The 12267-nt window shown below is 68.7% G+C and carries 16 protein-coding genes; 5 read left to right on the top strand and 11 right to left on the bottom strand.

Annotated features, from left to right (window positions below; translation table 11 throughout):
* Nucleotides 1-6: 6 nt before the first annotated feature.
* From ACODR1_RS09070 to ACODR1_RS09050, 5 genes are all read right to left on the bottom strand, one after another.
* Nucleotides 7-651, bottom strand: coding sequence for a hypothetical protein (locus ACODR1_RS09070; RefSeq protein WP_488880147.1), 645 nt, complete (start codon nt 649-651; stop codon nt 7-9).
* 32 nt (nt 652-683) lie between these two features.
* Nucleotides 684-1895, bottom strand: coding sequence for an acyltransferase family protein (locus ACODR1_RS09065; protein WP_488880146.1), 1212 nt, complete (start codon nt 1893-1895; stop codon nt 684-686).
* A gap of 135 nt (nt 1896-2030) precedes the next feature.
* Nucleotides 2031-2561, bottom strand: a complete 531-nt coding sequence (locus ACODR1_RS09060; RefSeq protein ID WP_488880145.1) for a CcdC protein domain-containing protein — start codon at nt 2559-2561, stop codon at nt 2031-2033.
* 78 nt (nt 2562-2639) lie between these two features.
* Entirely contained in the window at nt 2640-3380 is a 741-nt protein-coding gene (locus ACODR1_RS09055; protein ID WP_488880144.1) for a GNAT family N-acetyltransferase, read from the bottom strand.
* Nucleotides 3377-3997 carry a TlpA family protein disulfide reductase gene (locus ACODR1_RS09050; protein WP_488880143.1) on the bottom strand — a complete coding sequence of 207 codons (621 nt, stop codon included), beginning with the start codon at nt 3995-3997 and terminating at the stop codon, nt 3377-3379. The genes ACODR1_RS09055 and ACODR1_RS09050 overlap by 4 nt, the downstream gene beginning before the upstream one ends.
* Here ACODR1_RS09050 and argH point away from each other — a divergent pair, their 5' ends adjacent.
* The 4 genes from argH to aroC all read left to right on the top strand — a co-directional run bounded on the left by argH (nt 3998) and on the right by aroC (nt 8337).
* Nucleotides 3998-5416, top strand: a complete 1419-nt coding sequence (gene argH / locus ACODR1_RS09045; RefSeq protein WP_488880142.1) for an argininosuccinate lyase — start codon at nt 3998-4000, stop codon at nt 5414-5416.
* Nucleotides 5413-5727, top strand: coding sequence for a hypothetical protein (locus ACODR1_RS09040; protein ID WP_488880141.1), 315 nt, complete (start codon nt 5413-5415; stop codon nt 5725-5727). Before argH ends, ACODR1_RS09040 begins: the two co-directional genes overlap by 4 nt.
* Nucleotides 5728-5745: 18 nt before the next feature.
* Nucleotides 5746-7011 carry a diaminopimelate decarboxylase gene (gene lysA / locus ACODR1_RS09035; RefSeq protein WP_488880140.1) on the top strand — a complete coding sequence of 422 codons (1266 nt, stop codon included), beginning with the start codon at nt 5746-5748 and terminating at the stop codon, nt 7009-7011.
* A 198-nt stretch (nt 7012-7209) separates the two neighbouring features.
* Nucleotides 7210-8337 carry a chorismate synthase gene (gene aroC / locus ACODR1_RS09030; protein WP_488880139.1) on the top strand — a complete coding sequence of 376 codons (1128 nt, stop codon included), beginning with the start codon at nt 7210-7212 and terminating at the stop codon, nt 8335-8337.
* 156 nt (nt 8338-8493) lie between these two features.
* Here aroC and ACODR1_RS09025 read toward each other — a convergent pair whose 3' ends face one another.
* Nucleotides 8494-8709 carry a hypothetical protein gene (locus ACODR1_RS09025; RefSeq protein ID WP_488880138.1) on the bottom strand — a complete coding sequence of 72 codons (216 nt, stop codon included), beginning with the start codon at nt 8707-8709 and terminating at the stop codon, nt 8494-8496.
* A gap of 204 nt (nt 8710-8913) precedes the next feature.
* Between ACODR1_RS09025 and ACODR1_RS09020 the strand changes: the two genes are divergently transcribed.
* Nucleotides 8914-9147, top strand: a complete 234-nt coding sequence (locus ACODR1_RS09020; RefSeq protein WP_488880137.1) for a hypothetical protein — start codon at nt 8914-8916, stop codon at nt 9145-9147.
* Between the two features lie 4 nt (nt 9148-9151).
* On the opposite strand, the gene ACODR1_RS09015 is transcribed toward ACODR1_RS09020, so the two are convergent.
* The 5 genes from ACODR1_RS09015 to queC form a co-directional block, all read right to left on the bottom strand.
* On the bottom strand, nt 9152-9547 hold the full coding sequence (locus ACODR1_RS09015) for a YciI family protein (RefSeq protein ID WP_488880136.1): 396 nt from the start codon (nt 9545-9547) through the stop codon (nt 9152-9154).
* Nucleotides 9548-9615: 68 nt separating this feature from the next.
* Nucleotides 9616-10089: a recombinase family protein gene (locus ACODR1_RS09010; RefSeq protein ID WP_488880135.1), complete on the bottom strand. Its 474-nt coding sequence runs from the start codon at nt 10087-10089 to the stop codon at nt 9616-9618.
* A 73-nt stretch (nt 10090-10162) separates the two neighbouring features.
* Nucleotides 10163-10531, bottom strand: coding sequence for a 6-pyruvoyl trahydropterin synthase family protein (locus ACODR1_RS09005; protein ID WP_101719387.1), 369 nt, complete (start codon nt 10529-10531; stop codon nt 10163-10165).
* Between the two features lie 71 nt (nt 10532-10602).
* Nucleotides 10603-11235 (bottom strand): 7-carboxy-7-deazaguanine synthase, encoded by a 633-nt coding sequence (gene queE / locus ACODR1_RS09000; RefSeq protein ID WP_488880134.1) that lies wholly within the window; start codon nt 11233-11235, stop codon nt 10603-10605.
* On the bottom strand, nt 11232-11975 hold the full coding sequence (gene queC / locus ACODR1_RS08995) for a 7-cyano-7-deazaguanine synthase QueC (RefSeq protein WP_488880133.1): 744 nt from the start codon (nt 11973-11975) through the stop codon (nt 11232-11234). Before queC ends, queE begins: the two co-directional genes overlap by 4 nt.
* Between the last annotated feature and the right edge of the window lie 292 nt (nt 11976-12267).

Here is a 12267-nt window from a genome sequence, read left to right as displayed (position 1 = left end):
ATCGTCTCAGGCGCCCAGGTCCACGGGCCGGCCCATGGCCTGGCGCATCATGAAGAAGCCCGGCGCGGCCATGAAGGCGAACAGGCCGAAGCACGCGATCATCAGGTAGAGGCCGGCGCGGTCGACCAGCAGGCCCATGGCGACCCCCGTGGCCAGCCAGCCCAGCGAGACCGCCAGCATCCAGGCGCGCTTGCGCAGGGCGAAGACCGCGTACCAGACCGCCCCCTGCAGCACGAACACCACCGCCGGGTGATACAGCCAGTAGCGGAAGTCCTGGTTCTTGGCGGCCGCCACGGCGAAGACGATGATCAGCGCCAGGTTGGCCAGGCCCGCGCCCGCGAAGGCGGCGTTGATGGCCCGGTGGGTCACGCCGCCCTTGGGCTTGCGGCGCTCGACCACGATGACGATCGTCATGAGGACCAGGAAGATGACCGTCGGCAGCCAGGCCAGGATCAGGTTGCCCAATCCGCCAAGCCTCACCAGGCCGTTCTCCTGGGCGACATAGACGAGGCACTGGACACCGTAGAGCAGGCCCGCCGAGCCATAGAGCGCGCCGCCGGCTACGCCCAGGCCGGCCCGCTCGGTCCCGCCCTCGGCGAGGCCGCGCAGGAAGGCCAGGTCGTCCTGCACCGTCTTCAGCTTGTCGTTCATGGGCGCGGCTCCGTCGGCGACATCATGCAGGCTCACAGGATTCGTCCCAACAGCGGCATGCGCCGCAGGACCATGGTCGACAGCCAGCTGAGCGCCGTCGCCCCGACGAACACCGCCGTCGCCTTGGCCAGACCGCTCCAGTCCTGCGGCAGCAGCATCCAGGCCAGCCACGAGGTGAACACGTAGTGCAGCAGGTACATGCCGTAGGCGTTGGCCTGCAGGCTGGCGCCCACGGGCCCTGTCCGGCGCACGAAACGCAGGAACTTGGCCAGGGCGGCGAAGGACAGCGTCGCGCAGGCCAGGGTGAACATCAGCCCGCCGAACACGTCGAGGAACGGCCGGGGCGGCGGGTTGGGCGAAAAGGCCAGGATCAGGGTCGCCACCCCGCCGACGATCGGCAGGACAGGCGCCATCTGCCAGGCCCACCAGCGCTTGGCCAGCTTGCCGTCCGGGTCGGTCAGGCCAAGGCCGACGCCCGCCGCGCCGACGGCGATCCCGGCCAGGAAGTAGACGAGGTAGTGCCCGATGCGGGCGGTCTGCACCGTGAATGGGCCGATCATGGTCCAATGGCCGAACGGCGTGGTCATCGACAGCGGCAGGTAGGCCAGGGTGCTGACCAGCACGAGGCCCCAGAATAACCGGACGGGCTTGTGCTCGGCGCCCTGGCCCAGCCGCGCCAGGCGATCGAGAAGGCCGGGCGCGACGGCGTAGGCCCCCGCCGCGACGGCGCCAAAGGCCAGCAGCACCCACAGGAACCAGGCCGGGCCGGCCGGCCAGAACGGCAGCTTGGTCCAGGCCTGCGCGAAAGCCGTCAGCGACGGCGCGCCGCCCGACTGAAGCCAGGCCGGGTAATAGGCCAGCGGCGCCAGCAGGGCCGCGGCGACCACGAACGGAACGCCCAGGCGCAGGGCCCGGCTCTTCAGGAACCCGCCCGCGCCCTTGCTTCGCAGGCCGTCGGCGACGAACAGGCCGGAGATGAAGAACATCAGCGACATGAAGAACATGTCGTTGACCAGGGTCAGGATCCCAAACGCCCCTACCTTCTGCGGATCCACGACCGGAAAGGCGGTCCACAGGATCGGCTGGGCGTCGAACGCCTTCGGGGCCGGCGCGTACGGGTGATAGGTCATCGCCGTGTGGTGGAAGATCACCAGCAGGGTGACGAAGGCGCGCAGGGCGCCGACCGGAGCGTTGCGGCCGCCCAAGGCGGCCGTCTTCTCTGAAGCGCTGAGCGGCGCGTGCATGGATTGCCTCCCCCTCCTGTCGAGGTGAAGGCGAACATGGATCAACTAGTTTATTTTGTAAACCAGTCTATCAATCGCCGTTCGACGGAGGCGCGGAGCGACCCCCGCGCCTCCATTCGATCGATGACCAGAAAGTCAGGCCGCCTGCGCCGCCCTGGCCGCGCGGGCCTCGCGCAGAAGGCCGATCGCCCGCAGCGCCATCTCAAGGCGCGAGACGCCGAACAGGCCGACACCCAGCACCACGAAGCCGTCGGTCAGCAGCACCGCACTGATGTGCCAGGCCTCCGCCTCGGCCTCGAACACCGTCTTCAGGGCGAAGCGCACGACGAAGATGCCCAGCAGGAACAGGATCGCCGCCGGCGAGGGCTTGGTGTTCAGCTCGTGGGTGTCGGGATCGATGGCGATCGGGATCAGGCGGCCGCGCCACCAGCCGATCGTCGCGCCCACGGCGAAGATCCCCGCCAGCCACAGCCAGTCGGTCCCGTGCGGCGTGAACTGCATGAACAGGAAGACGGTCGCGGCGACCATGATCGCCGGCAGGATCCACATGAACTCCAGCTTCAGCCGGCGCTCCTTGTTCATGGCGCGAAAGCGCAGGGCGAAGACGATGGCCACCACCACCGCCATGACGCCATAGCCGATCAGTTTCTGATTGCCGTGATCCACGACCGATTTCCCCCGAAAACGCGCGGCAACACTCGCCGCGCCCCCGGAGGCGATCAGCAACCGAAAAGCCGCTCTGCGTCAATCGCGGGCCGGCCGGCTCCAGTAGCGATAGCGGTAGGCCGTCGAAAAACCGCGCGCCGCATAGAGGGCGATGGCCGGGGCGTTGGCGTCCTCGACCTGCAGATAGGCCGTCCGCGCGCCCAGATCGGCTGCCTCGGCCAGCAGCGAGTCGAGCACGCGGCGGGCGAGGCCCTGGCGGCGAAAGCCTGGATCGGTGCGCATGCCGAAGATCCCTACAGCCTCGCCGTCGACCGCGCAGGCGCCAAGGGCGGCCGTGCGGCCGTCCAGGGTCAGCCGGGCGAACCGGGCCGGCGCCGGAATCCTTCCCAGAGCTTGCAGCCGCTCGTTGGCGTCGGCCGCATTGCCCTTGGCCGAAGCGATCAGCAGGGCCTCGAAGTCGGGATCCGGCTCGCTCGACAGCTCGATCTCCGGATCGGCGACGCCGACGACCGGCCCAGTCATCAGCAGGGTCTCGCCGTGCAGCGTATAGCCCCGGCGCTCCAGTCGCTCTGCCAGGTCGGCCGGCGCCGTCGCCCCATCGGTCAGCTTGAAGCGCACCGGCAGGCCACGCTCGCGATAGAAGGCCTCGACCGCGTCGATGGCCGCTTCCGGGTCACGATCCGGCGCGCCCAGCGGCCAGCAGGCGTTGATCCGCAGCGAAAAGCCATCGGTCGCGTTCAGCCGCCAGCCGCCCAGCCGTTTGCGCTCGCGAGCCGGCCAGGCGGCGTCGGCGATGGGTTCGAGGACCTCGGGGCTCACTTCTCGGCCAGCAGGGCTTCGACGAGGCCGCGGGCCTCGGGGCTGGACCAGTCGGCCTCGCCGGAGATGCGGGCCCGCTCGCGGCCCTGCTTGTCGTAGATCACCGTGGTCGGATAGCCGGCAGCGCGCGGCTGCAGGTCGAACGACATCTTATAGGACTTGTCGCGGAACGAGACGAGCGGCCGGTTGGCGGCCATTTCAGCCTGGATCAGGTTGACGTCGCTGTCGCGGTCGACGCTGATCGGCAGCACCTTCACCGGCTGGGTCGCGTAGGCGGCCGCCAGCTTGGCCAGGGTGGGCATCTCCTTCTTGCAGGGCGCGCACCAGGTGGCCCACAGGTTCATGACCACGACCTGCCCCTTGAAGTCGGCCAGGGTGTGGGGCTGGTTGTCCATGTCGGTGAAGACGGTGGCCGGCGCGGCGCGCGGCTGAGCCGGCACGTCCAGCTTGGCTAAAGACCCCTTCTTGAATTCCTTGAGGTCGGTAAGCTCTGCGGGTTTGAACGAAGCCTGGGCGATGACGTATAGGACCGCGACGACGCCGACGAGCATGACGGCGCCGATCGCCCATTTCAGACCGTCGCGCTTTTGCGGCCCACCCGACTGGACTTCGCTCATATGACCGACAACGCCTCCAAAACGCCCGCCGCGAACGGCCAGGGCCAAGCCATGTGGGGCGGCAGGTTCTCGGCCAAGCCGGCCGAACTGATGCAGGCGATCAACGTCTCCATCGGGTTCGACAAGCGCCTCTGGGCGCAGGACTTGGCGGGCAGCCGCGCCCACGCGCGGATGTTGATCAGCCAGGGCGTCATTGCAAGCAGCGACGGCGAGGAAATCCTCGAAGGCCTGGCCAGGATCGAGGACGAGCTGTCCACCGGGACCTTCCCGTTCCGCGACGAATACGAAGACATCCACATGAACATCGAGGCGCGGCTGCGCGAGCTGATCGGCCCGACGGCCGGCCGGCTGCACACCGCCCGTTCGCGCAACGACCAGGTGGCCGTCGACTTCCGCCTGTGGGTGCGCGACGCCGCCGACCGTTCGGCCGCCCAGCTGGTGGAGCTCCAGAAGGCGCTGCTGGCCCAGGCCGAGACCTATGCCGACGCCCTGATGCCGGGCTTCACCCACCTGCAGCCGGCCCAGCCGGTGACCTTCGGCCACCACCTGATGGCCTATGTCGAGATGTTCGGCCGCGACGCCAGCCGCTTCCGCGACGCTCGCGCCCGCATGAACGAGTGCCCGCTGGGCGCCGCCGCCCTGGCCGGCTCGCCCTTCCCGATCGACCGCCACCAGACGGCCGCTTCGCTGGGCTTCGACCGTCCGACCGCCAACTCGCTGGACAGCGTCTCGTCGCGCGACTTCGCCCTGGAAGCCCTGTCGGCCGCCTCGATCACCGCCACGCACCTGTCGCGCCTGGCCGAGGAGATCGTGCTGTGGACGACGCCGATGTTCGGCTTCATCAAGCTGACCGACGCCTTCACGACCGGCAGCTCGATCATGCCGCAGAAGAAGAACCCCGACGCGGCCGAGCTGATCCGCGCCAAGGTCGGCCGGATCCTGGGCAGCCTGACCACCCTGACGGTGGTGATGAAGGGTCTGCCGCTGGCCTATTCGAAGGACATGCAGGAAGACAAGGTCCCGACCTTCGAGGCCTTCGACGCCCTGGAGCTGTCACTGCTGGCCATGGCCGGCATGATCGCCGACCTGACGCCCAACACCGAGAAGATGGCTGTCGCCGCCGGCGCCGGCTTCTCGACCGCGACCGATCTGGCCGACTGGCTGGTGCGGGAGTTGAACATGCCTTTCCGCGACGCCCACCACGTGACAGGCTCGGCCGTGAAGGCTGCCGAAACCAAGGGCGTGGATCTGGCCGAGCTGAGCCTGGCCGAGTTCCAGGCCATCGAGCCGCGGATCACCGACGGGGTCTACGCCGTCCTCACCCCGGCCGCCTCGGCGGCCAGCCGCATGAGCTATGGCGGGACCGCCCCCGCCCAGGTGCGCGCCCAGATCGCGCGTTGGAAGGAAACCCTGGCATGATCCGTCCCGCCACCCTGATCGCCATCGCGGCCCTGGGCCTGACCGGCGCCGCCCTCTCCGCCTGCGGCAAGCAGGCCGAGCTGGAGCGTCCGGCTCCTCTGTGGGGTCCGGAGAAGAAGGCCGCCGAAGCGTCCAAGCGCCGCGAGGCCTCGGCCCGCGCCAACCAGCCGGCTCGCCCGAACGGCACGCAGGAGAACGTCGACCCGGCGTCGAGCAACCGCACCACCCGTGCGGCCCCGCTGCGCGGCGCGCCGTCCGACCCGTTCGGTGGTCCGTCCGCCGCCGGCTTCCCGTCCTCGACGCCGAACTGATCCCCTGAAAGCCCAACAGTGAACCACTTCGAATACGGCCCCGAGGGCCTGGCCTGCGAAGGCGTCCCCCTGGCCAGGATCGCGGCCGAGGTCGGCACGCCTGTCTACGTCTATTCCCGCGCCACGCTGGAGCGGCACTTCACCGTGTTCCGCGATGCCCTGATCCAAGCCGGCGTCGTCGATCCGCTGGTCGCCTATGCGGTGAAGGCCAATTCGAACGTGGCCGTGCTGAAGGTGCTGGGCGACCTGGGCGCCGGCGCCGACACGGTGTCGGAGGGCGAGGTCCGCCGCGCCCTGGCCGCCGGCATCCCCGGCGAGCGCATCGTGTTCTCGGGCGTCGGCAAGAAGCGCGAGGAGATCGCCTTCGCCCTGAAGGCCGGCGTCGCCGAGATCAACGTCGAGTCCGAGCCGGAGATGGAGCTGATCGCCAGCGTCGCCGCCGAACTGGGCGTGCGGGCCAAGATCGCCTTCCGGGTCAATCCGGACGTCGCCGCCGGCGGTCACGCCAAGATCGCCACCGGCAAGTCGGAGAACAAGTTCGGCGTCTCGTTCGCCGAGGCCGCTCGCCTCTACGCCAACGCCAGCAACAACGCCGCCCTCGAGCCGATCGGCGTGGCCTGCCACATCGGCAGCCAGATCACCGATCTGGAGCCCATGCGCGCGGCCTTCACCAAGATGCGGGGCCTGGTCGAGCAACTGCTGGGCGAGGGCCTGTCGGTCGAGCGCCTGGACCTGGGCGGCGGCCTGGGCGTGCCCTACTTCAACCACCCCGAACCGCCCCCGCCGGCCGAGTTCGCCGCCATGGTGGCGCAGGTCACCAAGGGCCTGCCGGTAAAGCTGGCCTTCGAGCCCGGCCGGGTGATCGCCGCCAACGCCGGGGTGATGGTGTCGGAAGTGATCCACGTCCACGAGCGCCCGGAAGGCCGCAAGTTCCTGGTCATCGACGCGGCCATGAACGACCTGGTGCGCCCGGCCATGTACGACGCCTTCCACGACATCCGCCCTGTGCTGCCGAAGTCGGGCGAAGCTGTCTACGACGTGGTCGGCCCGGTCTGCGAGACCGGCGACACCTTCACCCGAGACCGCGCCCTGCCGCCGTTCGGCCCCGGCGACCTGGTGGCCTTCATGTCGGCCGGCGCCTACGGCTCGGCCATGGCCAGCGAATACAACACCCGTCCCCTCGTGCCCGAGGTGCTGGTCGACGGCGACCGTTACGCCGTGATCCGCAAGCGCCCGACCTATGACGAGATGCTGGCTCGGGACCTGGTTCCGGACTGGGTGTAGCCAATCGAGAACCTCGCCCTTCGACAGGTTCAGGGTGAGGTTCTCTACTGGTCCGCAGCGCCTGCCCTGGTCCTCATCCTGAGCCTGTCGAAGGACGAGGACCACGCACGGCGGCAAGTTTTTGCCGATTGGAGACCGTTGGGCCTCACCGCCCGCAAAGTCTCGCCCCCAAACGCCCTTTGGGCTAGAAGCCTCGCCATGTCGCACAACACCTTCGGTCACCTGTTCCGCGTCACCACCTGGGGCGAAAGCCACGGGCCCGCCCTGGGCTGCGTCGTCGACGGCGTGCCCCCGGGGATCCTGCTGACGGCCGAGATGATCCAGGGCTTCCTCGACAAGCGCCGCCCGGGCAACGGCAAGTTCGTCACCCAGCGCCAGGAGCCGGACGCCGTGCGCATCCTGTCGGGCGTGTTCGAGGACGAGCGCACCGGCGGCCAGCGCACGACCGGCACGCCGATCAGCCTGATGATCGCGAACACCGACCAGCGGTCAAAGGACTATGGCGAGATCGCCCAGGCCTTCCGCCCCGGTCACGCCGACTATCCCTATTTCGCCAAGTACGGCGTGCGCGACTATCGCGGCGGCGGCCGCAGCTCGGCCCGCGAGACCGCCGCCCGCGTCGCGGCCGGCGCCGTGGCCCGCCTGGTGATCCCGGGCGTCACGGTGCGCGCGGCCCTGGTGCAGATCGGTCCCTACAAGATCGACCGCGCCAACTGGGACTGGGCGCAGACCCAGGAAAATCCCTACTGGTCGCCCGACGCGGCGATCATCCCGGTGTGGGAAGAGCACCTGGAGAAGATCCGCAAGGCCGGCTCCTCGACCGGCGCCGTGGTGGAAGTCGAAGCTGTCGGCGTGCCGGCCGGCTGGGGCGCGCCGCTGTACGGCAAGCTCGACGCCGAACTGGCCGCCGCCCTGATGTCGATCAACGCCGCCAAGGGCGTCGAGATCGGCGAAGGCTTCGACAGCGCCGCGCTGACCGGCGAGGACAACGCCGACATGATGCGCCTGGGCCCCAACGGTGAGCCGGAGTTCCTGTCCAACCACGCCGGCGGCGTTCTGGGCGGCCTGTCGACCGGCCAGCCGGTAACGGCCCGCGTGGCCTTCAAGCCGACCTCGTCGATCCTGATACCGCGCCAGACCCTCAACGAGGCCGGCGAGGAGATCGACCTGCGCACCAAGGGCCGCCACGACCCCTGCGTGGGCATCCGCGGCGTGCCGGTGGTGGAAGCTATGACCGCCTGCGTCCTGGCCGACGCCTTCCTGCGTCACCGGGGCCAGACGGGCGGCGGCGCGTTCCTGCCGGGCGGCGGCGGCGAGCGGGTCTGAGGACATTGTTCAAAACGCTCCCCCTGAAGGGGGAGCTGTCGGCGAAGCCGACTGAGGGGGAAGAGATTGCTGGTTCAGCAACCGCCTCAACGTCACAGGACAATTCCCCCTCCGGCCCTCTGGGCCACCTCCCCCTTCAGGGGGAGGATCTAGTCCCTACCCCCGCCCTCTCCGCTCGCGCCAATCCTCCGGGCGCGTAATCATCGATGACCTGAGGAAGGGCGACTGGACGCGGTCGTACTCGGCGATGTCGAGGCCGCCGCAGATCCTGTCGAGCAGTTCAACGCCGCTCAGATCGGGGACCGGCTCGCCGTGCAGCTCTCGCCACAGCGCCTGGGCCTCCTGTTTGATCATGTCTTCGCGGCGTGGCATCGGTCAGGTCTCGGCCTTTCGGCAGAAGAACCATCGAACTTTGGATCTCGTTCCTGACTTTTTTGTTTACAAATACTGAATGCACCGGGCCGACGCATTTTCGCCACAAGAACTGTCGGCCAGACGACAGCGTCTTCTGGTCGCGGAGATCGTAAACCTTTGATCGGCTAGAACCCGTGGACCTTCGTTCCGCGAGTTCATTTCATGCGCGCTTCCCGCCTGCTTCTCGTTCCCGCCCTGCTGGTGATCGCCGTCGGCGCCCAAGGCTGCCTGGCCGGCGCCGTCGCCGGAGCGGCCGTCGACACGGCGGGCGCCGTGGTCGGCACGACCGGCAAGGTCGTGGTCGCCGGCGGCAAGGCGGTGATCCCGGGCGAAAGCAAGAAAGACCGCGAGAAGCGCGAGTTCCGCGAGTGGAAGAAGGCCCAGCGCGGCCGGTAGGCTTCTACTCCGCCGCCTGCGGGACCTGGTCGCCCACGGCCACGCCCTGCAGATAGAGCGACAGCGGCCGGATCTCGTAGGCGCCGGTCGGATTGGCCTCGCCCAGGGCGCGGGCCACGTCGAGCGCCTCGTCCATTGAGGCGCAGTCGACGATGTAGAAGCCCAGCATGGCTTCCTTGGTCTCGGCGTAGGGGCCGTCCATCACCACCGGCGGCTCCTGGCCCTTGACCAGGGTCTTGGCCGAGCCGGTGAAGCCCAGGCGCCCGGCCGGGCCCAGCTTGCCCTCGGCATAGAGCCGGTCGTGGACCACCGACAGGTCGGCCATCACCGCCTCGTCCTGCGCCTTGGTCCAGCCGGCGACGAGGTCCTGGTCGTTGTAGCAGAGGATGGCGTAGAGCACGGCGGGACCTCCCGGGTCATTGGGTGACGAGAGGGGTATCTCGACCGTCGTTCTCTGGAAAGAGGCCTTCAAGCCTCGTCGGGGGCCTCTGCGTCCGTTTCCGACGCAGGCTCCTCAGCCTCCGCCTCGGCCGGCATGGGACGCGGACGGCCCAGGCGCACGATCTTTTCCTCGGCGGTGCGCACCATCCGGGTCTGGTCGTTGAACTGCAGCAACTGCGCGCAGACCGGGAAGAAGCCGCCCGGCATCCGGGTGTCGATTCCCTCGCTCAGGCTCATCAGGTAGAGGCCGGCGTCCTGCAGCTTGCCCATGACCTGCAGCAGGTCGACGATGTGGGCGGCGAAGGCGTGCAGGCTGGGCACAACCAGCAGGTCGCCCGGCTTGGCCGAGGCGATGGCCGCCTCCAGGCCCGGCTTGTGCACGGCCAGGGCGTAGCAGGCGTCGTGGTGCAGCGCCTGGCAGCCGGCCGCCGCCAGCTTGTCCGCCAGGGGTCCGTCGAAGGTCGCGCCCCGAACGGGCGGGACCCGGAAGTAGCCGATCATCCGCATGGCGCGTGTGTGGCGAACTCCGCGCCGCCGCGAAAGAGGCGGCGGCGTCAAAGTCGGGGATAAACCCTCAGAGGCTGAGCGCGCAGCTCTCGCCAATGGTCGGGCGCGAGAGGACCACGCGCGACAGGCCGGGGAACTGCGGCTTCAGGCGCTCGGCGAAATAGAGGCAGATCCGCTCCAGGGTCGGGCTTTCCAGGCCGGGGCGGTCGTTGAGCAGGCCGTGGTCGAGCTCGGTGGCCACCGCCTTCAGGGCGACGTCCAGGCTTTCCAGGTCGGCGACCCAGCCGGCAGGCTGCATGACGCCCTTGACGCTGGCCTCGACGCGGAACGAGTGGCCATGCAGGCGGCGATAACGGTGATCGCCGGGGCCTTGCTCAATGTAGTGGGCCGCATCGAAATGCGCGGCCTTCGTGATCTCGAAGACGGGTTCGGACATGGACTTCTTTTATGACTAGGCCTGGGAGGCTCTAGCGCGCGGTCCTGTCACCAAACCGAGCGCCCTATCCGTCAGGGCAGGCCGAGATACTTGTGTGTCTGGACGCTTAAACGCCATTTGGGGTGGGCAAGGCAATAGGCGACGGCCAATTGCGTGTTCCTGTCGCGGTCCGGACCGTCCATCGGCTGCAGGTAGAAACGTTCGAACTCCATGCCCTCGAAGCGCTCGGGCATGGCCTTTTCCTGCGGAAAGACGAGCTTCAGCTCCTGGCCCGAGGTCTGTACCACGGGGGCGTCGGCCTTGGGGCTGACGCAGATCCAGTCGATGCCGTCGATGGCCGGCAGGGTGCCGTTGCTCTCCATGGCGATCTGGAAGCCGCGCCGGTGCAGGGCCTCGACGATGGCCGCGTCCAGCTGCAGCAGCGGCTCGCCGCCGGTGCAGACCACCAGCCGGTCGTCCGGGCCGCCGGTCCAGGCGGCCTCGACGGCGCTGGCCAGATCGTCGGCGGTGGCGAACTTGCCGCCGCCCTCCCCGTCCACACCCACGAAGTCGGTGTCGCAGAAGGTGCAGACGGCCTTGGCGCGGTCCTGCTCGCGGCCGGTCCACAGGTTGCAGCCCGAAAAGCGGCAGAACACGGCGGCCTTGCCCGCCTGACCGCCTTCGCCCTGCAGGGTCAGGAAGATCTCTTTGACGGAATAGGTCACGGAACCAGCGCCTCGCGCCCGGCCGCGTCCCATTCGGCGTAGCCCTTCTCGCGCAGCTCACAGGCGGGGCATTCACCGCAGCCGTGGCCCCAGGGATGCAACTCGCCCCGTTCGCCCTGGTAGCAGGTGTGGCTCTCGACCACGATCAGGTCGACTAGGTCCTCGCCGCCCAGTTGCTTGGCCAGGGCCCAGGTCTGGGCCTTGGTCAGGTACATCAGCGGCGTCTCGACGCGGAAATTGCGGTCCATGCCCAGGTTCATGGCGCTCTGCATGGCGTCCAGCGTGTCGCGACGGCAGTCGGGATAGCCCGAGAAGTCGGTCTCGCACATGCCGCCGACCAGGGCGTCGATGCCCCGGCGATCGGCCAGGGCCGCGGCGTAGATCAGGAAGACGAGGTTGCGGCCGGGCACGAAGGTCGACGGCAGGCCGCGCTCGGTCATCTCGATGGCGCGGTCGGCGGTCAGGGCCGACTGGGCGACGGCGCCGAAGCTCTTGATGTCGAGCACGTGGTCCTCGCCCAGGCGGTCGGCCCAGTGCGGAAAGCGGGCGGCGACCTGGTGACGGACGGCCTGGCGGGCCTCCATCTCGACCGAATGGCGCTGGCCGTAGTCGAAGCCCAGGGTCTCGACGCGAGCATAGCGCTCGAGCGCCCAGGCCAGGCAGACGCTGGAGTCCTGGCCGCCGGAGAACAGCACCAGGGCGGCGCCGGAGGGCGCGGAAGGCGTGAGGGATGCGGACATGCCCGCTCCTCTACACGACCTTGCCCCCGGCTGGAACGGCGACGCGCGGCGCGCTGCGCCCCGTGCGTTCAGGGAACATCGTTTTGCGCTGTACCTTTTACGGGAATAGGCCAAGATACGCGCCGTGGGGGAGCGGATTTCCTCTCTGTATTCAGACCATCCGCACGCTTGACCCTAGGTCAGGCGATACACCCGTTTTTCTAATTTTTGCGAAAACGTGAACTTCAAACAATTAGGTGACGTTGCGGAAAGTGAAAAGCCGTAACCTATCGCTGTTTACTTACAGCGCCGC

The organism is Caulobacter sp. FG7 (genome assembly GCF_057808875.1).
This window is presented reverse-complemented; position numbering and strand designations above follow the sequence as displayed.

Coding starts and splice junctions, on each gene's coding strand:
- ACODR1_RS09050 (WP_488880143.1), bottom strand. CDS start 3,997: ATGAGCGAAGTCCAGTCGGGTGGGCCGCAAAAGCGCGACGGTCTGAAA.
- ACODR1_RS09025 (WP_488880138.1), bottom strand. CDS start 8,709: ATGCCACGCCGCGAAGACATGATCAAACAGGAGGCCCAGGCGCTGTGG.
- ACODR1_RS09040 (WP_488880141.1), top strand. CDS start 5,413: ATGATCCGTCCCGCCACCCTGATCGCCATCGCGGCCCTGGGCCTGACC.
- aroC (WP_488880139.1), top strand. CDS start 7,210: ATGTCGCACAACACCTTCGGTCACCTGTTCCGCGTCACCACCTGGGGC.
- ACODR1_RS09005 (WP_101719387.1), bottom strand. CDS start 10,531: ATGTCCGAACCCGTCTTCGAGATCACGAAGGCCGCGCATTTCGATGCG.
- ACODR1_RS09065 (WP_488880146.1), bottom strand. CDS start 1,895: ATGCACGCGCCGCTCAGCGCTTCAGAGAAGACGGCCGCCTTGGGCGGC.
- ACODR1_RS09070 (WP_488880147.1), bottom strand. CDS start 651: ATGAACGACAAGCTGAAGACGGTGCAGGACGACCTGGCCTTCCTGCGC.
- ACODR1_RS09020 (WP_488880137.1), top strand. CDS start 8,914: ATGCGCGCTTCCCGCCTGCTTCTCGTTCCCGCCCTGCTGGTGATCGCC.
- queC (WP_488880133.1), bottom strand. CDS start 11,975: ATGTCCGCATCCCTCACGCCTTCCGCGCCCTCCGGCGCCGCCCTGGTG.
- argH (WP_488880142.1), top strand. CDS start 3,998: ATGACCGACAACGCCTCCAAAACGCCCGCCGCGAACGGCCAGGGCCAA.
- ACODR1_RS09010 (WP_488880135.1), bottom strand. CDS start 10,089: ATGATCGGCTACTTCCGGGTCCCGCCCGTTCGGGGCGCGACCTTCGAC.